19 protein-coding genes are annotated in these 19,969 nt (G+C 61.3%); 5 read left to right on the top strand and 14 right to left on the bottom strand.

Annotated features, from left to right (window positions below; genetic code table 11):
* Position 1 precedes the first annotated feature (1 nt).
* Complete coding sequence (locus tag NPS47_RS06220; protein ID WP_274294156.1) at positions 2–373, bottom strand: COG4315 family predicted lipoprotein; 372 nt, start codon at positions 371–373, stop codon at positions 2–4.
* Between the two features lie 146 nt (positions 374–519).
* Between NPS47_RS06220 and phoB the strand changes: the two genes are divergently transcribed.
* The 3 genes from phoB to NPS47_RS06235 all read left to right on the top strand — a co-directional run bounded on the left by phoB (position 520) and on the right by NPS47_RS06235 (position 4,019).
* Positions 520–1,209 carry a phosphate regulon transcriptional regulator PhoB gene (phoB, locus tag NPS47_RS06225; RefSeq protein ID WP_038615964.1) on the top strand — a complete coding sequence of 230 codons (690 nt, stop codon included), beginning with the start codon at positions 520–522 and terminating at the stop codon, positions 1,207–1,209.
* Between the two features lie 79 nt (positions 1,210–1,288).
* Entirely contained in the window at positions 1,289–2,563 is a 1,275-nt protein-coding gene (phoR, locus tag NPS47_RS06230; protein ID WP_274294265.1) for a phosphate regulon sensor histidine kinase PhoR, read from the top strand.
* 115 nt (positions 2,564–2,678) lie between these two features.
* Complete coding sequence (locus NPS47_RS06235) at positions 2,679–4,019, top strand: hemolysin family protein (protein WP_274294157.1); 1,341 nt, start codon at positions 2,679–2,681, stop codon at positions 4,017–4,019.
* 6 nt (positions 4,020–4,025) lie between these two features.
* On the opposite strand, the gene NPS47_RS06240 is transcribed toward NPS47_RS06235, so the two are convergent.
* The 8 genes from NPS47_RS06240 to NPS47_RS06275 all read right to left on the bottom strand — a co-directional run bounded on the left by NPS47_RS06240 (position 4,026) and on the right by NPS47_RS06275 (position 14,469).
* Complete coding sequence (locus tag NPS47_RS06240) at positions 4,026–4,922, bottom strand: peptidoglycan DD-metalloendopeptidase family protein (protein WP_274294158.1); 897 nt, start codon at positions 4,920–4,922, stop codon at positions 4,026–4,028.
* Between the two features lie 182 nt (positions 4,923–5,104).
* Complete coding sequence (locus NPS47_RS06245; RefSeq protein WP_274294159.1) at positions 5,105–6,007, bottom strand: response regulator; 903 nt, start codon at positions 6,005–6,007, stop codon at positions 5,105–5,107.
* 162 nt (positions 6,008–6,169) lie between these two features.
* A complete protein-coding gene (phoU, locus tag NPS47_RS06250) occupies positions 6,170–6,928 on the bottom strand; it encodes a phosphate signaling complex protein PhoU (protein ID WP_128321944.1) in 759 nt (252 codons plus the stop codon).
* Positions 6,929–6,984: 56 nt separating this feature from the next.
* Entirely contained in the window at positions 6,985–7,818 is an 834-nt protein-coding gene (gene pstB / locus NPS47_RS06255) for a phosphate ABC transporter ATP-binding protein PstB (protein ID WP_274294160.1), read from the bottom strand.
* A gap of 85 nt (positions 7,819–7,903) precedes the next feature.
* The gene (pstA, locus tag NPS47_RS06260; protein ID WP_274294161.1) at positions 7,904–9,574 is read right to left on the bottom strand and encodes a phosphate ABC transporter permease PstA; all 1,671 of its coding nucleotides are present in this window, start codon (positions 9,572–9,574) and stop codon (positions 7,904–7,906) included.
* A gap of 17 nt (positions 9,575–9,591) precedes the next feature.
* Positions 9,592–11,880 (bottom strand): ABC transporter permease subunit, encoded by a 2,289-nt coding sequence (locus NPS47_RS06265; protein WP_274294162.1) that lies wholly within the window; start codon positions 11,878–11,880, stop codon positions 9,592–9,594.
* 139 nt (positions 11,881–12,019) lie between these two features.
* A complete protein-coding gene (locus NPS47_RS06270) occupies positions 12,020–13,018 on the bottom strand; it encodes a phosphate ABC transporter substrate-binding protein PstS (RefSeq protein ID WP_274294163.1) in 999 nt (332 codons plus the stop codon).
* Positions 13,019–13,179: 161 nt separating this feature from the next.
* Positions 13,180–14,469 (bottom strand): MFS transporter, encoded by a 1,290-nt coding sequence (locus tag NPS47_RS06275; RefSeq protein ID WP_274294164.1) that lies wholly within the window; start codon positions 14,467–14,469, stop codon positions 13,180–13,182.
* A gap of 373 nt (positions 14,470–14,842) precedes the next feature.
* Here NPS47_RS06275 and NPS47_RS06280 point away from each other — a divergent pair, with 373 nt between their 5' ends.
* Both NPS47_RS06280 and NPS47_RS06285 read left to right on the top strand, forming a co-directional pair.
* Positions 14,843–15,244, top strand: coding sequence for an acyl-CoA thioesterase (locus NPS47_RS06280; protein WP_009402429.1), 402 nt, complete (start codon positions 14,843–14,845; stop codon positions 15,242–15,244).
* A 72-nt stretch (positions 15,245–15,316) separates the two neighbouring features.
* Positions 15,317–16,213 (top strand): D-hexose-6-phosphate mutarotase, encoded by an 897-nt coding sequence (locus tag NPS47_RS06285; protein WP_274294165.1) that lies wholly within the window; start codon positions 15,317–15,319, stop codon positions 16,211–16,213.
* Positions 16,214–16,244: 31 nt separating this feature from the next.
* Here the strand turns inward: NPS47_RS06285 and NPS47_RS06290 are convergent, their stop codons facing one another.
* The 5 genes from NPS47_RS06290 to NPS47_RS06310 form a co-directional block, all read right to left on the bottom strand.
* Positions 16,245–16,778 carry a DUF3299 domain-containing protein gene (locus NPS47_RS06290; protein ID WP_274294166.1) on the bottom strand — a complete coding sequence of 178 codons (534 nt, stop codon included), beginning with the start codon at positions 16,776–16,778 and terminating at the stop codon, positions 16,245–16,247.
* 44 nt (positions 16,779–16,822) lie between these two features.
* A complete protein-coding gene (locus tag NPS47_RS06295) occupies positions 16,823–17,068 on the bottom strand; it encodes a GlsB/YeaQ/YmgE family stress response membrane protein (protein WP_274294167.1) in 246 nt (81 codons plus the stop codon).
* A gap of 93 nt (positions 17,069–17,161) precedes the next feature.
* Positions 17,162–18,244: a 5-(carboxyamino)imidazole ribonucleotide synthase gene (locus NPS47_RS06300; RefSeq protein WP_274294168.1), complete on the bottom strand. Its 1,083-nt coding sequence runs from the start codon at positions 18,242–18,244 to the stop codon at positions 17,162–17,164.
* Positions 18,245–18,254: 10 nt separating this feature from the next.
* A complete protein-coding gene (gene purE, locus NPS47_RS06305) occupies positions 18,255–18,746 on the bottom strand; it encodes a 5-(carboxyamino)imidazole ribonucleotide mutase (RefSeq protein ID WP_038615995.1) in 492 nt (163 codons plus the stop codon).
* A 201-nt stretch (positions 18,747–18,947) separates the two neighbouring features.
* On the bottom strand, positions 18,948–19,853 hold the full coding sequence (locus tag NPS47_RS06310) for a LysR substrate-binding domain-containing protein (protein WP_274294169.1): 906 nt from the start codon (positions 19,851–19,853) through the stop codon (positions 18,948–18,950).
* Between the last annotated feature and the right edge of the window lie 116 nt (positions 19,854–19,969).

The following is a 19,969-nucleotide window of genomic DNA, read 5'->3' on the forward strand; positions in this document are numbered from 1 at the left end:
ACTACTTGATCACGTGCCAGACATCCTTCATGCCGTCACCGGTCATGTCACCGGCTTTCTTGTCCTTGACGAAGGTGTACACCGGTTTGCCTTTGTAGGCCCATTGCATCGAACCGTCATCGCGTTTGATTTGCGTCCAGCCCTCTTCGGCCATGTCGCCATCCTTGACCATGAGCGGCGGCCAGTTCTTGGCACACTCATCGTTGCACATGGACTTGCCGCCCGAATCCTTGTCAAAGGTGTAGAGCGTCATACCAGCATGGTCGACCATCACACCGTCTTTCATCATGGCATGATGGGCCGACGCTATCCCTGGCAACGCCAGTGCCACTGCAGCGAAAAGCGTCATCCAGTTCAGCGTATGTCGTGTCATTGGATCCACCGTGTTTCTCGGGAGAGGGAATTTAAGCCTAGCTCAGTAACAGAATGTTGCTGCAACAGCCCACGACCTGTCACACGACTGCAATAATTCCGTTATCTAATGCGGGCCAAGACACCTGAATGGGAAGAGGTTTGAACATGGTTGGCAGAAACATTCTGATCGTTGACGACGAAGCGCCAATCCGCGAGATGATCGCCGTTGCATTGGAAATGGCCGGCTATGACTGCCTGGAAGCAGAAAACTCCCAGCAGGCCCACGCCATGATCGTCGACCGCAAGCCGGACCTGATCCTGCTCGACTGGATGCTCCCGGGCACTTCGGGTATCGAACTGGCCCGGCGCCTGAAGCGCGATGAGCTGACCGGCGATATCCCGATCATCATGCTTACCGCCAAGGGTGAAGAAGACAACAAGATCCAGGGTCTTGAAGTCGGTGCGGATGACTACATCACCAAACCCTTCTCGCCGCGTGAGCTGGTCGCCCGGCTCAAGGCGGTGTTGCGCCGCGCCGGCCCCAGCGATGGCGAAGCGCCGATCGAAGTCGGTGGCCTGCTGCTCGATCCGATCAGCCACCGCGTGACCATTGATGGCAAGCCGGCCGAAATGGGCCCGACCGAATACCGCCTGCTGCAGTTCTTCATGACCCACCAGGAGCGCGCCTATACCCGCGGCCAGTTGCTCGATCAGGTGTGGGGCGGCAACGTCTATGTCGAAGAGCGCACGGTCGATGTGCACATCCGCCGCCTGCGCAAGGCGCTGGGTGATGCCTACGAGAATCTGGTACAAACCGTACGCGGCACCGGTTATCGCTTCTCCACCAAGAGCTGAACCGCTATATCAGGCCAAGGTAATGGAAAGGACGCGTCGTTAATTGAACCAGAACTGGCATGGCACCCTGATTCGCCACATGCTGCTATTGATCAGCGCCTGCCTGCTGGTCGGTCTGATCAGCGGCTATTACGGCTGGAGCCTGGCCCTGGGCCTGGCGCTCTACCTGGGCTGGACCCTCAAGCAATTGCTGCGCCTGCATGAGTGGCTGCGCCTGCACAAACCCGACGAAGCACCGCCGGATGGCTACGGTTTGTGGGGTGAGGTGTTCGACAGCATCTATCACCTGCAACGCCGCGACCAGCGCGTGCGAGGGCGCCTGCAGGCGGTGATCGATCGCGTGCAGGAGTCCACTGCCGCACTCAAAGATGCGGTGATCATGCTCGACAGCGACGGCAACCTGGAGTGGTGGAACCGCGCCGCCGAAACCCTGCTGGGCCTGAAAACCCCACAGGACAGTGGCCAGCCAGTCACCAACCTGGTGCGCCACCCGCGTTTCAAGGAGTACTTCGAACAGGAGAACTACCTCGAACCGCTGGAGATCCCCTCGCCGATCAACGACCGCCTGCGCGTGCAGCTGCATATCACCCGCTATGGCAATAACGAGCACCTGATGCTGGTACGCGACGTCACCCGTATCCATCAGCTTGAACAGATGCGCAAGGATTTCGTTGCCAACGTCTCGCATGAACTGCGCACGCCGCTGACGGTGATCGCCGGCTACCTGGAAACCCTGCTCGACAACGTCGAGGAGGTGAATCCGCGCTGGGTCCGCGCCCTGCAGCAGATGCAGCAACAAGGCGGACGCATGCAGACCCTGCTCAACGACCTGCTGTTGCTGGCCAAGCTGGAAGCCACCGATTACCCCTCAGACAACCAGCCGGTGGCGGTTGAAGCCCTGCTGCAATCGATCAAGGGCGACGCCCAGGCGTTGTCGGGCCAGCGTAACCAGCGCATCAGCCTGGAAACCACACCCGGGATTTTCCTCAAGGGCAGTGAGGCCGAGCTGCGCAGCGCATTCTCCAATCTGGTTTTCAACGCCGTCAAATACACCCAGGACGAAGGGCAGATCCGCATTCGTTGGTGGGCCGACGAACAGGGCGCGCACCTCAGCGTGCAGGATTCGGGTATCGGCATCGACGCCAAGCACCTGCCACGCCTGACCGAACGTTTCTACCGGGTCGACTCCAGCCGTGCCTCCAACACCGGCGGCACCGGCCTCGGCCTGGCGATCGTCAAGCACGTACTGTTGCGTCACCGCGCACGCCTCGAGATCAGCAGCGTACCTGGCCATGGCAGCACCTTTACCTGCCATTTCGCCCCCGTGCAGATTGCCCAGCGCCAGGCCTCCTGAGGGCCCGCCCCTAGGCAACTGCGTCCTCACCCGCTACATTGGCGGACTTGTGCCAGCGAATGCTGGCACGGCATTTCTCTCTTTTTTCAGATGACGGACCCCGTAAAACCCCATCATGGACCCTTCCCCTGGTATTAGCTTCGCCTCACTTTTCGCCGATTTCGGCATGATTCTTTTTGCTCTGCTGCTGGTGCTGCTCAACGGCTTTTTCGTTGCCGCCGAGTTCGCCATGGTCAAACTGCGCTCGACCAAGGTCGAGTCGATTGCCGTGCAGCACGGCTGGCGCGGGCAGATCCTGCGTACCGTCCACAACCAGCTCGACGCCTACCTCTCGGCCTGCCAGCTGGGCATCACCCTCGCCTCGCTGGGCCTGGGCTGGGTCGGTGAGCCGGCCTTCGCCCACCTGCTTGAGCCGCTGCTGGCCGCGGTCGGCGTAGAGTCGCCGGAAGTGATCAAGGCGGTATCGTTCTTCAGCGCCTTCTTCGTGATTTCCTATCTGCACATCGTGGTCGGTGAGCTGGCGCCCAAGTCCTGGGCGATCCGCAAACCGGAACTGTTGTCGCTGTGGACTGCGGTGCCGCTGTACCTGTTCTACTGGCTGATGTATCCGGCCATCTACCTGCTCAACGCCAGTGCCAACGCCATTTTGCGCATCGCCGGCCAGGGCGAGCCCGGCCCGCACCACGAGCACCATTACAGCCGCGACGAACTGAAACTGATCCTCCACTCCAGCCGTGGCCAGGACCCCAGCGACCAGGGCATGCGCGTACTGGCGTCGGCCGTGGAAATGGGTGAACTGGAGGTGGTCGACTGGGCCAACTCCCGTGAAGACATGGTCAGCCTCGACGCCCATGCGCCGCTCAAGGAAATCCTGGCGATGTTCCGCCGGCACAAATTCAGCCGCTACCCGGTGTTCGATGCCGAGCGTGGTGAGTTCGTCGGCCTGCTGCATATCAAGGATCTGCTGCTGGAGCTGGCCGATCTGGAGCATATCCCCGAATCCTTCAACCTTGCCGAATTGACCCGGCCGCTGGAGCGTGTGTCCCGCCACATGCCCCTGGCCCACCTGCTGGAGGAGTTCCGCAAAGGCGGCGCGCACTTCGCCCTGGTCGAAGAAGCCGATGGCAAGGTGATTGGCTACCTGACCATGGAAGACGTGCTGGAAGTGCTGGTCGGTGACATCCAGGACGAACACCGCAAGGCCGAGCGCGGCATCCTCGCCTATCAGCCAGGCAAACTGCTGGTACGTGGCGACACGCCGCTGTTCAAGGTCGAGCGCCTGCTCGGCGTGGACCTGGACCACATCGAGGCGGAAACCCTCGCCGGCCTGGTCTATGAGACCCTCAAGCGGGTACCGGAAGAAGAGGAGCTGCTGGAAGTCGAAGGCCTGCGCATCATCATCAAGAAGATGAAAGGCCCGAAGATCGTCCTGGCCAAGGTGCTCAAGCTCGATTGAGCCGCCTTAAGGGTTGCCGGCGGTAAAGTTCGGCAACCCGCCGACAGGCTGCTTGAACTGATACGGAATCGACTCCAGCGCCAGCCCGACGTTGCGCTGCACGACAAAATGCAGATGCGGGCCGGTGCTGTTGCCGGTGTTACCTGATTTAGCCAGCGCGGTCCCGTATACCACCCGCTGTCCCTCGCGAACCACCACTGAACCACGCATCAGGTGCAGATAGACGCCCATGGTGCCGTCGTCATGCAGAATCCGCACGAAGTTACCGGCCGGGTGCGTCCCGCGCCCGCTCTGGCTGTTCTCGGTCTTGATCACGATGCCCGCCCGTGCAGCAATGATCGGTGTACCTTCGGGCATGGCGATGTCCATGGCGTAGCGGCTTTTCGGGCCGAAATGGCTGTAGCTGCCGTTTGCCCCCTGGGTCACGCGAAAAGGCCCGCCGCGCCATGGCAGCGGGTACTGAAAGGCCTGCTGACGCTGTGCCGGGTTGCCCAGGGCATAGGTGAACGTCTCCTGATAACTCACCGGCAGATCCGCTTGCAATGCGTTGACCACGGTCAGCAGCACGGCCGCCCGCGCGGGCACCACGCGCCGGACCAGCCGCGTGCCTGCGCCCTTGGCGTTACCCAGACGCTCCAGGCGCAACTCCACCTCCACCGGCGCGTGGGTGTCGTTGCGGGCACTGAAGCTCACGCCGCTGGCGAACTTGATGGCGTGCAGTTTCACCTGGCCTTCCAGCTGCTCGACCATCTGGTCGCGAAAGACAAAGGCCTTTGCGCCAGGCAGTGGCCGGTCGGAATACGAGACCACGCCCTGGGCATCGGTGCTTTTGTAGAAGGTCGAGGCCAGGGTCGGGGCGCAAGCCACGAGCAAGGCGCAGAACAGCAGCGAGTGTGCCTGCATGATTAGTGGCTTTTTGACAGTTGACGTCTGTCGAAGACTAGCAGGGGATTTTGGCGCAGGGATGCGAGGAGTGTTTCAGGGGTGTACGAGAAGACGAGCGGTGTATTCATCGCGGGGCAAGCCCGCTCCCACAGGTTTGCTGTTCTCCTTGTGGGAGCGGGCTTGCCCCGCGATAGGTTCTATCAAGCTCCCGGCACGAAATGCTTCTGCGCCGTACCACGGGCAATCAGCCGCGACAGGTAATCGAGCTTCTGTGCATCCTGGTCAACGAACTTGAAGGTGAGCTGCAACCAGTCGCTGTCCGGCTTGGGTTCCAGCGCCGCCACCGCATGCAGGTAACCATTGAGCCGGGCGACTTCGGCGTTTTCACCCTGCTCCAGATCGAGCACAGCGCCTTCGAGCACCTGTGGCAGGGTCTCGCCACGGCGGACCACCAGCAACGCCTCCTTGAGGCTCAGGGCCTTGATCACGCAGGGCTGCACGCCGCTTGGCAGACGCAACTGCCCCTGGCCACGTCCTGCCGGTGCAGCAGCGGCAGCCGTAGGCTTGGGCGCATTGATCAGTGGCTTGGCCGCCGCCACCGGAGCAGCGGGTGCTGCCGGTTTCACCGTTTCCGCACGGCCACCGGTGAGGGCGCTCAGCGAGTCGTTTGCAAAGGCCGAACTGGCACGCGTCGGGGCGCTGGCCAGCAAGGTATCGAGCTTGCCAACCTTGGTCAGGGCCTTCTTCACCTTGGTCAGCAATTGCTCATTGGTGAACGGCTTGCCGACGAAGTCAGAGACACCGGCCTGGATCGCCTGGACCACGTTTTCCTTGTCGCCGCGGCTGGTCACCATGATGAACGGCAGGGTTTTCATCGACTCCTGCTGGCGGCACCAGGTCAGCAGCTCCAACCCGGACATTTCCGGCATTTCCCAGTCGCACAGAACCAGGTCGAAGGCTTCGCGCGCCAGCAATGTCTGGGCCTTGCGGCCATTGACCGCGTCTTCGATGACAATTCCGGGGAAATAGTTGCGCAGACACTTCTTCACCAGGTCGCGAATGAACGGCGCATCATCCACAACCAACACACTGACTTTACTCATCGCCACTCCTATTGAATCCCGACTAGCATAACGCTGACTAATGGCCATTTGCCAAACATTGGCTCACGCCGGGACTCGTGGTTTCGTTCGCGGCTGCCTTGAGGTGCTCGACCGCAAACGAAAACGCCCGGCCAGGGCCGGGCGTTCGTTCTCGGGGCAGTCTTACTTATCGTCAGCTTCAGCCGGAACATTAGCCTTTTCGCTGCCACCCTCGACCTCTTCTTTCATGCGCTTGAGGCCCAGGTGACGCACGTCGGTACCGCGCACCAGGTAGATCACCAGCTCGGAGATGTTGCGCGCGTGGTCGCCGATCCGCTCCAGCGAACGCAGGGCCCAGATCACGCTGAGCACCCGCGAAATCGAACGCGGATCTTCCATCATGTAGGTCACCAGCTCGCGCAGCGCAGTCTTGTACTCGCGGTCAATGGTCTTGTCGTACTGGGCGACCGACAGTGCCAGGTCGGCATCGAAACGGGCGAAGGCATCCAGGGCATCACGGACCATGTTGCGCACCTGATCGCCGATGTGCCGGACTTCGACGTAGCCACGTGGCGACTCACCCTCTTCGCACAACTGGATGGCGCGGCGGGCGATCTTGGTCGATTCATCACCGATGCGCTCCAGGTCGATCACCGACTTGGAAATGCTGATGATCAAACGCAGGTCGGAAGCGGCCGGCTGACGACGGGCGAGAATGCGCACGCATTCCTCGTCGATGTTGCGCTCCATCTGGTTGATCTGCTCGTCGACTTCACGCACCTGCTGGGCCAGGCCCGAGTCGGCCTCGATCAGCGCGGTGACCGCGTCATTGACCTGCTTCTCGACCAGACCGCCCATCGCCAGGAGGTGACTGCGGACCTCCTCGAGTTCGGCGTTGAACTGCTGGGAGATGTGGTGGGTAAGGCTGTCTTTATTGATCATGAGAAATCCTTGGAGCGTCCGGTAAGTGCTGTCAGGCGGCGTTCAGTCGTTGAATCCTAGCCATACCGACCGGTGATGTAGTCTTCGGTCTGCTTCTTCGCCGGGTTGGTGAACAGCGTGTCAGTGTCACCGAACTCGATCAGCTTGCCCATGTACATGAAGGCGGTGTAATCGGAAACCCGCGCCGCCTGCTGCATGTTGTGGGTAACGATGACAATGGTGTACTTGGACTTCAGCTCGTAGATCAGCTCTTCGACTTTCAGTGTCGAGATCGGGTCGAGTGCCGAGCACGGTTCGTCGAGCAGCAGAACTTCGGGCTCCACGGCGATAGTGCGGGCAATCACCAGACGCTGCTGCTGACCACCGGACAGGCCCAGCGCCGACTCGTGCAGGCGGTCCTTGACCTCCTCCCACAGGGCCGCGCCCTTGAGTGCCCATTCCACGGCCTCATCGAGTACGCGCTTCTTGTTGATGCCCTGGATGCGCAGGCCATAGACCACGTTTTCATAGATGGTTTTGGGGAACGGGTTGGGCTTCTGGAACACCATGCCGACCCGGCGGCGCAGTTCGGCCACGTCTTCGCCCTTGCGATAGATGTTATTGCCGTACAGGTTGATCGCGCCATCGACACGGCAGCCATCCACCAGGTCGTTCATGCGGTTGAAGGTACGCAGCAAGGTCGATTTACCGCAGCCGGACGGGCCGATGAAGGCGGTCACGCGCTGTTTCGGGATGTTCATGCTGACGTCGAACAGGGCTTGTTTCTCGCCGTAGTACAGACTCAGGCCAGGCACTTCGATGGCCACGGTTTCATCGGCCAGTTGCAGGCTCTGCTTGGTACGACCCAGGGCCGACATATCGATGCCGTGGGCGTGGGATTCTTGCTGCATGGTCAGACTCCATACGCTATCAATTTCGTTTCATCGAACCGCCCGGCACAACACACGGGCGGCACTTGCAAAAAAGGTGTTTCGATCAGCTGTCCAGCGCCTTGTACTTCTCGCGCAGGTGGTTACGAATCCATACCGCCGACAGGTTGAGCGTGGCGATCACCAGCACCAGCAGCAACGCAGTGGCGTACACCAGCGGCCGCGCGGCCTCGACGTTCGGGCTCTGGAAGCCGACGTCGTAGATGTGGAAGCCCAGGTGCATGATCTTCTGGTCCAGGTGCAGGTACGGGTAGTTGCCGTCCACCGGCAGCGATGGCGCCAGTTTCACCACACCCACCAGCATCAGCGGCGCCACTTCACCGGCGGCACGGGCCACGGCGAGGATCATGCCGGTCATCATCGCCGGGCTGGCCATGGGCAGTACGATCTTCCACAGGGTCTCGGCCTTGGTGGCACCGAGGGCCAGCGAGCCTTCACGAACCGTACGCGGGATACGCGCCAGGCCTTCTTCGGTGGCCACAATCACCACCGGTACCGCCAGCAGCGCCAGGGTCAGCGAGGCCCAGAGCAGGCCCGGTGTCCCCAGGGTTGGCGCGGGCAGTGCTTCCGGGAAGAACAGGCGGTCGAGCGAGCCACCCAGCACATAGACGAAGAAGCCCAGACCGAACACGCCGTAAACAATGGCCGGAACACCGGCGAGGTTGTTCACCGCGATACGGATCAGACGGGTCACCGGGCCCTGGCGCGCATATTCACGCAGGTACACCGCCGCCAGTACGCCGAACGGGGTGACGATCACGGCCATGATCAGGGTCATCATCACGGTACCGAAGATTGCAGGAAAGATCCCGCCTTCGGTGTTGGCTTCACGCGGGTCGTCGCTAAGAAACTCCCAGACCTTGGCGAAGTACACGCCCATCTTGGTGAAGAAGCCCATGCCGTTCGGCTGGTAGGCGTGCACCACCTTGCTCAGGTTGATCTCGACTTCACGGCCATTGCCGTCCTTGGCCACCAGGCTATCGCGACCGAAGTCCTGATGCAGGTTGCCCAGACGCTCTTCGATGGCCTTGTAGCGGTTGTTCAGCTCGGCACGTTCGGCGTCCATGTCAGCCTGGGCGGCGGCATCCAGCTTACCGTCGAGCTCCAGCTTGCGAGCATGCAGACGCAGACGCTCAAGGCCGTAGTTGATGGCACCGATGTCCTTCTTCTCAAGCTTCTGCAGCTCGCCTGCGAGCTTGTCGGCACGCTTGAGGCGCGCCTGCAGCTCAGCCCAGGCCGCCTGACCTTCGGCGACGACCTTGCCGTTTTCCTTGACGCTGACCAGGTAGCCGTAGAAGTTGCCCCACTCACGACGCTCCAGGGCAATCAGGTCGACCGGGGTTTGCAGGTCGGTCAGCCAATCGCCGACCACCCAGGTGAAGTCGCTGCCGTTGAGGTCACGGTTGCCGACCTTGATCAGCTCACGGGTCATGAACTCCGGACCGTTGTCCGGGACCGGCAGGCCGGCCCCTTTCAGACGTGCCAGGGGTACTTCTTCTTGCTGCACCACTTCGCCGACGACGACGTGGTCGGCCTGGCCAGGCACCTTGTAGGTGGCCTGGACCAGGTCGGCCGGCCAGAAGTGGCCGAGGCCGCGCACAGCGATCACAGAGAGCAGACCGATGGTCATGATCACCGCGATGGCGACGGCGCCACCGCTGATCCAGACGCCGGGGGCGCCGCTCTTGAACCAGCTTTTGAGGGAATCCTTTTTCACGGATCTCTACCTTTCTATCAAAGCGACGAGTATTTCTTGCGCAGACGCTGGCGAATCAGCTCGGCCAAGGTGTTCATCACGAAGGTGAACATCAGCAGTACCAGCGCGGCGAGGAACAGCACGCGGTAGTGACTGCCACCGACTTCCGATTCCGGCATCTCCACGGCAACGTTGGCGGCCAGGGTACGCATGCCTTCGAACAGGTTCATTTCCATGACCGGGGTGTTACCGGTGGCCATCAGCACGATCATGGTTTCGCCAACAGCACGGCCCATGCCGATCATCAGCGCCGAGAAGATGCCCGGGCTGGCAGTCAGGATGACCACACGGGTCAGGGTCTGCCATGGCGTTGCACCGAGCGCCAGGGAGCCCAGGGTCAGGCTGCGCGGCACGCTGAACACGGCGTCTTCGGCAATCGAGTAGATGTTCGGAATCACCGCGAAGCCCATGGCGATACCAACGACCAGGGCGTTGCGCTGGTCATAGGTGATACCCAGGTCATTGGTGATCCACAGGCGCATGTCACCGCCGAAGAACCAGGTTTCCAGCAACGGGCTCATGTACAGGGCGAACCAGCCGGTCAGCAGGATCACCGGGATCAGGATCGCCGCTTCCCAGCCATCCGGGACCCGCAGGCGGATCGACTCGGGCAGGCGGCTCCAGGTGAAGCCGGCAACCAGGATGCCGATCGGCATCAGCAGGAACAGGCTGAACACACCCGGCAGGTGGCCTTCCAGGTACGGCGCCAGGAACAGGCCGGCGAAGAAGCCGAGGATTACTGTCGGCATCGCCTCCATCAGTTCGATCACCGGCTTGACCTTGCGGCGCATGCCGGGGGCCATGAAGTAGGCGGTGTAGATGGCTGCGGCAATGGCCAGCGGCGCCGCCAGGATCATCGCGTAGAACGCCGCCTTCAGCGTACCGAAGGTCAACGGCGAAAGGCTCAGCTTGGGCTCGAAGTCGGTGTTCGAAGCTGTGGACTGCCAGACGTACTTCGGCTCGTCATAGTTCTCGTACCAGACCTTGCTCCACAACGCGCTCCAGGACACTTCCGGGTGCGGGTTCTTCAGCGTCAGTGGCAGCAGCTTGCCGCCTTCTTCGATGAAGATGCGGTTGGCACGCGGCGACAGGGCCAGAACGCCTGCACCTTCAGCGACCGGCTCGACCAGCAGGGTCCGGTGCGCGGTGCTGTGGAACACGCCCAGTTCACCGGTGGCATCGAGGGCGACGAAGCCCTTGCGACGCTCTTCGGCGTCGATCTGCACGATCGGCGCCTTGCCCATCTGGAACTCGCGGATACGCTTGAAGCGCTGCTCGCCATCTGGGTCGCGGGCCATGAACCACTGCGCCAGACCGCCTTTGGAGTCGCCGATGATCAGCGAAATACCGCCGACCAGCTGAGTGCTGGCGGTGACTTCGGCATTGCCGTCTTCGAGCAGCTTGTAACGGCCATTGAGGCTCTTTTCACGCAGGCTGAAGACATCCGCCTGGGCCCGGCCGTTGATCACATACAGCCACTGCTGACGCGGATCGATGAAGATCGCTTTGACCGGCTCGGTCATCTGCGGCAGGTCGATACGGTTCTGCTCGCTGGTGACCTCACCGGTCATCATGTTTTCTTCGCGGCTCAGCGATACCACCTGCAGGTGCGCACCCGTGGAACCGGCAACCACCAGGGTCTCGCCGTTCACATTGAGGCTGACGTGCTCCAGCGCACGGCCCTGTTCGTCGAGCACGAACGGCTCCTGGCCATACGGGAAGTCGATGGCCGGAGTGATGGTTTTCTTGTTGTCCGGGTAAGTGATCTTGTAGCTGTGGCTGAACGCCAGCGCCTTACCGTTGGACAGACCCAGCACCACCAGTGGGTTACCCGGCTGATCGGCGCCAATAGAGGTCACCTGGGTACCTGCCGGCACCGGCAGGTCAACGCGCTTGAGCTCGGCACCGCTCTTGGTGTCGAAGAACAGCGCTTGGCCCTTGTCGGAAACCCGCATCCCCACCAGGTTCTGCTCTTCCAGGGCAATCATCAGCGGCTTGCCGGCGTCCTGGCTCAGCCAGGTCGGCTCCAGCGCTTTCTTGCTGGTCAGCGTGGCGCCCTGGAACAGCGGCACGACCACATAGGCCAGGTAGAAGAAGATCAAGGTGATCGCTGCCAGCACGGCCAGCCCGCCCACCAGTACATACCAGCGGGTCAGGCGATCCTTGAGCGCACGCATGCGGCGCTTGCGTTGCAGTTCGGGCGTATTGAAGTCAATCCGCACGGGGGGAGAATTTTGGGTCATTGTGGAGTTGGCCAGATCATTCATGCGCACACCCTAGCGGTCCCGTATGACAAAAACATGACAATGCAGTGACGCAAAAAAGCCCGCCGCTCAGGGGTCCTGGCAGCGGACTCGCAATTTGTGGCGAAACCGGGTCATCGACCAGGCTCCGCCGGATCTTCAGTTACTTCTTTGCAACGTTGCCGTTGTGGTTCAGACCCAGGTCCGCCAGGGCTTTTTCAGCCACTTTGGCAGGCAGCGGGATGTAACCGTCCTTCACCACAACCTGCTGGCCTGCTTGCGACAGCACCAGCTTGACGAACTCGGCTTCCAGCGGGGCCAGAGGCTTGTTCGGGGCCTTGTTGACGTAAACGTAGAGGAAACGCGACAGCGGGTAGGTACCGTTCAGGGCGTTGGCTTCGTTGTCTTCAACGAAGGCGCCACCTTCTTTCTTGGCCAGGGCCACGGTCTTCACGCTAGCGGTTTTGTAGCCGATGCCCGAGTAACCGATGCCGTTCAGCGAGCTGCTGATCGACTGCACGACCGAAGCCGAGCCAGGCTGTTCGTTGACGTTAGGCTTGAAGTCGCCTTTGCACAGGGCTTCTTCCTTGAAGTAGCCGTAGGTACCGGATACCGAGTTGCGGCCGAACAGCTGAACCGGCTTGTTGGCCAGGTCGCCGGTCACGCCCAGGTCACCCCAGGTTTTCACCTCGGCTTTGGCGCCGCACAGACGGGTCGAGGAGAAGATCGCATCGACCTGAGCCATGGTCAGGCCTTTGATCGGGTTGTCCTTGTGCACGAATACGGCCAGGGCGTCGACGGCAACCGGGATGGCGGTTGGCTTGTAGCCGTACTTCTGTTCGAACGCCTGCAGCTCGACGTCCTTCATCTTGCGGCTCATCGGGCCGAGGTTGGCGGTGCCTTCGGTCAGCGCCGGTGGCGCGGTGGAGGAGCCGGCAGCCTGAATCTGGATGTTTACGTTCGGGTATTCCTTCTTGTAGGCCTCAGCCCACAGGGTCATCAGGTTCGCCAGGGTATCGGAACCGACGCTGGAGAGGTTGCCCGACACACCGGTGGTCTTGGTGTAGGTCGGAATCGCAGGGTCAACAGCGGCAACCGCATTGGCGGTGGCAACGCCAGCGGCGACGAAAGTCAGGGCCGCCATCAAACGCTTCAGTTTCATGCCTTGCTCCTAGCAGAATTTGGGGTGAGATGGATCGGGCCCAAGTATCTGCAGGCCGTATGACTACTCTATGAACCGAATGTGACAATTAGATGAAAGGCCATCACCGAAACTCGGTGATGGCCTTTTCAAAATGTTGCGGGGGTTGGGTTAGAGCGCTTTCAGCGTTTCTTGGCCAACAAATAGATACCCACCAGCAGACCAATGGTGCAGATGCCGGCGACGTAGTAGGCCGGTGCCATCGGGCTGAACTTGAGCAGTGCAGTGACCACCATCGGCGTCAGACCACCGAAGATTGCGTAGGCCAGGTTGTAGGAAAAAGACAGGCCACTGAAACGCACCACAGGCGGGAATGCCTTGACCATGACATACGGCACCGCACCGACAATGCCCACGCACAGACCCGTCAGGGCGTACAGCGGGAACATCCACTCAGGATGGGTGGGCAGGCTGTGATAGAAGGTCCAGGACGACGCCAGCAACAGCAGGCTGCCGACAATGAACACCCGACCGGCGCCGAGGCGATCAGCCAGCGCGCCCGTGGCGATGCAGCCGAAGCTGAGCAGGACGATGGCCAGGCTGTTGGCCTTCAGCGAATCGGTCGGGCTGACCTGGTACAGGCTCTGCAGCAGGGCCGGAGTCATCAGGATCACCACCACGATGCCGGCCGACAGAAGCCAGGTCAGCAACATCGAGATAACAATGGCGCCACGGTGATCACGCAATACCGCGCGCAGCGGGACTTCTTCAGCCAGCGCCTTGCGCGCCTGCATCTCGGCAAACACCGGGGTTTCGTGCAGCCAGCGACGCAGGTACACGGCGAAGAAGCCGAACACCCCACCCAGCAGGAAAGGAATACGCCAGGCGTAATCGGCCACTTCCTGCGGGCTGTAGATGCTGTTGATCAAGGTTGCCACCAGCGAGCCGAGCAGGATCCCGGAAGTCAGCCCGGCCGTCAGGGTTCCGCAGGCGTAGCCTGTATTGCGTGCCGGCACATGCTCGGAGACAAACACCCAGGCGCCCGGTACCTCACCGCCAATTGCCGCGCCCTGGATCACACGCATCAGCAACAGCAGGATCGGCGCCCACATACCGATCTGTGCGTAGGTCGGCAGCAGGCCCATGATCAGGGTCGGTACAGCCATCATGAAGATGCTCAGGGTGAACATCTTCTTGCGCCCCAGCAGGTCGCCAAAGTGGGCCATGACGATCCCGCCCAGCGGCCGCGCCAGATAGCCAGCGGCGAAAATGCCAAACGTTTGCATCAAACGCAGCCATTCCGGCATGTCGGCGGGAAAGAACAGCTTGCCGACTACAGTGGCGAAGAACACGAAAATGATGAAATCGTAGAACTCCAGCGCACCGCCCAGGGCGGAAAGCGACAGGGTCTTGTAGTCACTGCGGGTGAGCGGCCGCGAAGGCTGCACGATACTGCCGGGCACGGAGGTCATAGGTATCTCTTATTGGTTTTGCTTTATTGATACTGCAGGCCGCCTGTGACGCGGGTTTCGGCCTGGGAAGCGGTCAAACATAGCAAATTGCCGGAAAAAGCACATAGCAGTACCTATTCAATACAACTATTCATGACTGCATGGTCGTCGCTGCGCTTTTCGCTCTATATACTGGCCGCCTGTAGGAAAAGGTTGTGTCTTCTGAAGGATGTTGTGCGAAAACGCCGCTAGATATGCTTAGTCGGTTTCGCAGAGTTTCCCTTCGCCGCCTGGCAAAGCGAAAGCAGCGTAGAATAGTTGTGCTGAATCGTTTTTCGAGGCGTCTGTCATAGCGCCAACCAACGAAGCGTCACGGGTCAGAGGCACCCCCGGCATGATTGAACTCGAACAAGAAGATCCTATCCCGCAAGGCGACCTGGCCTTGCAAATCACTGCATTACCGCGTGAAACCAACGGTTTCGGCGACATTTTCGGCGGCTGGCTAGTCGCCCAGATGGACCTGGCTGGCACCGCCATGGCCAGTCGTGTCGCCGGAGGTCGGGTGGCAACCGTGGCCATCGACCGTATGGCCTTCCTGGTCCCTGTGGCTGTTGGCGCGCAGTTGTCCTTCTATACCCAGACCCTGGAAATCGGCCGCAGCTCGATCCAGATGATGGTCGAGGTGTGGAGCGACGATCCGCTGTCCAGCGAATGGCGCAAGGTCACCGAAGCTGTGTTCGTGTTCGTTGCCATCGATGGCAGCGGCCGCACCCGTTCGGTTCCTCCTCGTCGCTGACACGGCTGCGCGGTAAACTCGAAGGTATGCAAGCGGTCGAAAACCGTACGGCACACCAACGAGATCAAGCGCATGTCCACACCCAAGGTTGAATCCGAACAGCACGGCGAGCTCAATTGCTGGCGCATCACCAGCGACACCGCGGAACTGCTGGTAGCCCAGCAGGGCGCGCAGGTTTTGAGCTATCAGAGGGTCGGCGAGCCGCCGTTGCTGTGGCTCAGCGAGCAGGCCATCTTCAAGCAGGGCAAATCCGTGCGCGCCGGGGTTCCGGTGTGCTGGCCCTGGTTTGGCAACCTCAAGCGCAATCCTGCGGCTGTGCAGGCCATGTATCGCGGTGAAGACGGACCGGCCCATGGCCTGGTGCGTGGCCGTGACTGGCAACTGCTGGGAATCGCCAGCGAAGGCGACACGGTGCGAGTCGACTTCACCCTGCCGGAAAGCCAGGGAGACCTCCCCGGTTGGCCGCACATTGTCGAACTCAAGTTGAGCATCGTCATGGGCGAGCAGTTGATTATCACCCTGTCCAGCTACAACCTCGACAACGTCCCGGTCACTATCAGCCAGGCGCTGCACAGCTATTTCGCAGTCAGCGATGTGCGTGAAGTTCAGGTGGAGGGTGTCGATGGTCTGGGCTATATCGAAACCCTGGCCGACTGGGCGCAACGTACCCAACAAGGCAATCTGGGTTTTGCCGGTGAAACCGACCGTATCTACCTGCAGGCGCCTGAGCAGTTGAGCATTGTCGACCCGAACTGGAACCGGCGTATTCGCCTGAACAGCAGCGGTTCGCGCTCGGCGGTGATCTGGAACCCGTGGATCGGGCGCGCGGCCGAACTGCCGGACATGGCCGATGATGGCTGGCAGCGCATGTTGTGTATCGAGACTGCGAACGTCTGGGACGATGTGGTGACGCTGGCGCCTGGGGCAACCCATTCGCTGAGTCTGAGTATCAGCAGCGAACCGCTCTAGATCGCTATCGCGGGGCAAGCCCCGCGATCATTCAAAGATCAGCGTCTTCCACCACCCGCACCTTGGCCGCATCCATGGCATAGGCGGCATCGGCCAGATCATTGCTGACTTTCTCGATCTTCAAGGTGCCGTTGACCCACAGCGGCGTATAGATATCGTCCAGCTTCAAACCCTTGGGATAACGCACCAGCACCAACTGGTTCGGCGGTGGTGGCGGCACGTGGATGCAGGCACCCGGATAAGGCACGAGGAAGAACAGCGTGCTGTTGCCCTTGGCATCGGTTTCCAGCGGCACCGGATAGCCACCCAGACGGATCTGCTTGCCGTTCATGGCGGCGACGGTCTTGTTCGAATACATCACTGCCGGCAAGCCCTTGGCCTGCTTCATGCCACCCTTGTCGGTGAAGGTGCCCATGGCTTCCGGCGTGTTGTGATCGATCTCCGGCATCAGCTCAAGGGCTTTCTGGTCCGACTTGGGCATCAGCTCCAGCCAGTCGGTTTCCGCCAGTTCAGCGCGGGCCAGGCTGCTGATGAGCAACAGTGAAAGCAGTAATACACGGCGCATGAGAATGCTCGGCAACGGAAATTGCCGAGCATTCTAGCCTGCCATCAGTTCTTTTTAACCATACCGTAGATCACCAGAAGCACGACCGCGCCCACCAGGGCACCGAGGAAACCTGCACCCTCACCAGCCTGGTAGAAGCCCAGCGCCTGGCCGCCGTAGGTCGCTGCAAGCGAACCGGCAATGCCGAGGAGAATGGTCATGATCCAGCCCATGCTGTCGTCGCCGGGCTTGATGAAGCGTGCCAGCAGACCAACGATCAGGCCGATGAAGATGGTTCCGATGATACCCATGGCAATCCCTCTGAGTGAAATGGCGCACGCCAAAGCCTAGTCAGCGCTTTGGCATCCTGCCATCAGAGGGATAGCGAAGAGAGAAGGTTCCCTTCAGCCCTGGATCAGGGCTTCGACCTGCTGGATCTTCTGCTCCAGGGTCACCATGTCGTCACAACGCAGGGTGGCGTGACCGACCTTGCGCCCGGCCTTGAAGGCCTTGCCATAGTGATGCAGATGGCATTCGTCGATGGCAACCACCTTGTCTACCGCCGGCACTTCGCCGATGAAGTTGAGCATGGCGCTTTCGCCGACCTTGGCAGTCGAACCCAGCGGCAGGCCGGCCACGGCGCGCAGGTGGTTTTCGAACTGGCTGCACTCGGCGCCTTCGATTGTCCAGTGCCCGGAGTTGTGCACGCGCGGGGCGATTTCGTTGGCCTTCAGGCCGCCATCAACCTCGAAGAATTCGAACGCCAGCACGCCAACATAGTCGAGCTGCTTGAGCACGCGACCGGCGTAGTCCTCGGCCAGGCTCTGCAGCAGGTGGTCTTCACTGGCCACCGACAGGCGCAGGATGCCGTTCTCGTGGGTGTTGTGCACCAACGGGTAGAAACGGGTTTCACCATCACGGGCACGCACGGCGATCAGCGAGACTTCGCCGGTGAACGGCACGAAGCCTTCCAGCAGGCACGGCACGCTGCCCAGTTCAGCGAAGGTGCCTACAACATCCTCGGCAGTTCGCAGCACTTTCTGGCCTTTGCCGTCATAGCCCAGGGTACGGGTCTTGAGCACGGCCGGCAGGCCGATGCTGGCCACCGCAGCATCCAGGTCGGCTTGCGACTGGATGTCGGCGAACGACGGGGTCGGAATGCCCAGGTCCTTGAACATGCTCTTTTCGAACCAGCGATCGCGGGCGATGCGCAGCGATTCGGCACTCGGGTAGACCGGTACGAACTGCGACAGGAAGGCCACGGTTTCAGCCGGGACGCTTTCGAACTCGAAGGTGACCAGGTCGACTTCGTCAGCCAGCTGGCGCAGATGGTCCTGGTCGCCGTAATCGGCACGCAGGTGCTCGCCCAGTGGCGCGGCGCAAGCGTCCGGGGCCGGGTCGAGGAAGGCGAAGTTCATGCCCAGCGGCGTTCCTGCCAGGGCCAACATGCGACCCAGCTGGCCGCCACCGATTACACCGATTTTCATGCTTTTGACCTCAGGCCTGGCGCGGATCTGGATTGTCCAGAACGTTGTCTGTCTGCTCAGCGCGGAACTGCTTCAGCACCGTGTGGAACTGCGGGTGCTTGGCCCCGAGAATGCTCGCCGAGAGCAGCGCGGCGTTGATCGCACCGGCCTTGCCGATGGCCAGGGTGGCCACCGGAATACCGGCGGGCATCTGCACGATCGACAGCAGCGAATCGACTCCGGAGAGCATCGACGACTGCACCGGTACGCCCAGCACCGGCAGGTGGGTCTTGGCCGCACACATGCCTGGCAAGTGGGCAGCGCCACCGGCTCCGGCGATGATCACCTCAATGCCGCGGCCTTCAGCCTCTTCGGCATACTGGAACAGCAAGTCCGGGGTGCGGTGGGCGGAAACCACCTTGACCTCGTAGGGAATGCCGAGTTTTTCCAGCATATCGGCGGTGTGGCTAAGGGTGGACCAATCGGACTTGGAGCCCATGATCACGCCAACCAGTGCACTCATCGTCGAGCCTCTTCTCTTGGGCGCCCGCAGGCGCGTCAAAAAACAACAAGCCACGCGGGACAACCGGCGTGGCTTGTTATACGAATTAGGGTCGGGGGAAACCGACCGAAGGCCGCGCAGTATATCGCAAAGCGGTGCATTTAATGCACTCCGACGACCAACTGTCGGCCTTATTTTTCGGGGCTTTGGCTGACTTTTGAGTCAAGCTGTTGCCGGCCCGCCCTCGAGCTTGCGCCAGAGCAAGCGGACGTTGGCTTTACGCACCAGCGCGCAGCGATACAGACGGATTTCCAGCGGCACGTGCCACTGGCTACCGCCGCAGATCACCAGTTCACCCCGCTCAAGCTCGGCGCGCGCCGACAACCGCGGCACCCAGGCGATGCCCAGACCTTCCAGGGCCATGCTCTTGAGGCTGTCGGCCATGGCCGTCTCGTACACCGTGGTAAAACGCAGATTACGCTGGCGCAGCAGCAGATTGACCGAGCGGCCGAGAAACGCCCCGGCGCTGTAGGCGAGCAACGGCACACTGCCCTCGCCTTCCAGGTCGAACAGCGGCTTGCCATCGGCGTCGGCGGCGCACACCGGGAGCATCTCGGTATTGCCCATGTGCAGCGACGGGAAGATTTCCGCGTCCATCTGCAGCGCAGCGTCAGGGTCGTAGAACGCCAGCATCAGGTCACAGCCGCCTTCACGCAGGGCGTGCACTGCGTCGCCGACGTTGGTGGCCACCAGCCGGGTCGCGATGTTCAGGCCATCGTTGCGCAACTGAGCGATCCAGCGCGGAAAGAATCCCAAGGCCAGGGAGTGAGCGGCCGACACCTGAATCACCTCGCCCTGCCCACCTTCCAAATGGTGCAGATGGCGCAATACTTCACCCAATTGATCAACCACGGTACGCGCCGTTACCAGGAACAACTGCCCGGCTGCGGTCAGTTCGATCGGTGTGCGCGAGCGGTTGACCAGGGTCAGCCCCAGCGCGGCCTCCAGGCTGCGAATGCGCCGGCTGAAGGCCGGCTGGGTCACGAAGCGGCGCTCGGCGGCCTGGGAAAAGCTACGGGTCGCCGCCAGGGCACTGAAGTCTTCCAGCCATTTGCTTTCGAGGTTCATCTGTCTCTCCAGGCATGCACCAAAATGGCACACGCTCGAATGTCGGTTGGCGTCACATCAACCATTATGCCGTTTGTGCATAGGTTAGCGCGCAACAGCATTGGCTGCAAAATCGC

Source organism: Pseudomonas putida (assembly GCF_028682475.1).
GTDB lineage: Bacteria > Pseudomonadota > Gammaproteobacteria > Pseudomonadales > Pseudomonadaceae > Aquipseudomonas > Aquipseudomonas putida_AG.

Coding starts and splice junctions, on each gene's coding strand:
- NPS47_RS06300 (WP_274294168.1), bottom strand. CDS start 18,244: ATGAAAATCGGTGTAATCGGTGGCGGCCAGCTGGGTCGCATGTTGGCC.
- phoB (WP_038615964.1), top strand. CDS start 520: ATGGTTGGCAGAAACATTCTGATCGTTGACGACGAAGCGCCAATCCGC.
- NPS47_RS06220 (WP_274294156.1), bottom strand. CDS start 373: ATGACACGACATACGCTGAACTGGATGACGCTTTTCGCTGCAGTGGCA.
- NPS47_RS06270 (WP_274294163.1), bottom strand. CDS start 13,018: ATGAAACTGAAGCGTTTGATGGCGGCCCTGACTTTCGTCGCCGCTGGC.
- NPS47_RS06240 (WP_274294158.1), bottom strand. CDS start 4,922: ATGCAGGCACACTCGCTGCTGTTCTGCGCCTTGCTCGTGGCTTGCGCC.
- NPS47_RS06285 (WP_274294165.1), top strand. CDS start 15,317: ATGTCCACACCCAAGGTTGAATCCGAACAGCACGGCGAGCTCAATTGC.
- NPS47_RS06245 (WP_274294159.1), bottom strand. CDS start 6,007: ATGAGTAAAGTCAGTGTGTTGGTTGTGGATGATGCGCCGTTCATTCGC.
- NPS47_RS06310 (WP_274294169.1), bottom strand. CDS start 19,853: ATGAACCTCGAAAGCAAATGGCTGGAAGACTTCAGTGCCCTGGCGGCG.
- pstB (WP_274294160.1), bottom strand. CDS start 7,818: ATGCAGCAAGAATCCCACGCCCACGGCATCGATATGTCGGCCCTGGGT.
- NPS47_RS06235 (WP_274294157.1), top strand. CDS start 2,679: ATGGACCCTTCCCCTGGTATTAGCTTCGCCTCACTTTTCGCCGATTTC.
- NPS47_RS06280 (WP_009402429.1), top strand. CDS start 14,843: ATGATTGAACTCGAACAAGAAGATCCTATCCCGCAAGGCGACCTGGCC.
- NPS47_RS06295 (WP_274294167.1), bottom strand. CDS start 17,068: ATGGGTATCATCGGAACCATCTTCATCGGCCTGATCGTTGGTCTGCTG.
- NPS47_RS06290 (WP_274294166.1), bottom strand. CDS start 16,778: ATGCGCCGTGTATTACTGCTTTCACTGTTGCTCATCAGCAGCCTGGCC.
- NPS47_RS06275 (WP_274294164.1), bottom strand. CDS start 14,469: ATGACCTCCGTGCCCGGCAGTATCGTGCAGCCTTCGCGGCCGCTCACC.
- phoR (WP_274294265.1), top strand. CDS start 1,289: ATGCTGCTATTGATCAGCGCCTGCCTGCTGGTCGGTCTGATCAGCGGC.
- phoU (WP_128321944.1), bottom strand. CDS start 6,928: ATGATCAATAAAGACAGCCTTACCCACCACATCTCCCAGCAGTTCAAC.
- NPS47_RS06265 (WP_274294162.1), bottom strand. CDS start 11,880: ATGAATGATCTGGCCAACTCCACAATGACCCAAAATTCTCCCCCCGTG.
- purE (WP_038615995.1), bottom strand. CDS start 18,746: ATGAGTGCACTGGTTGGCGTGATCATGGGCTCCAAGTCCGATTGGTCC.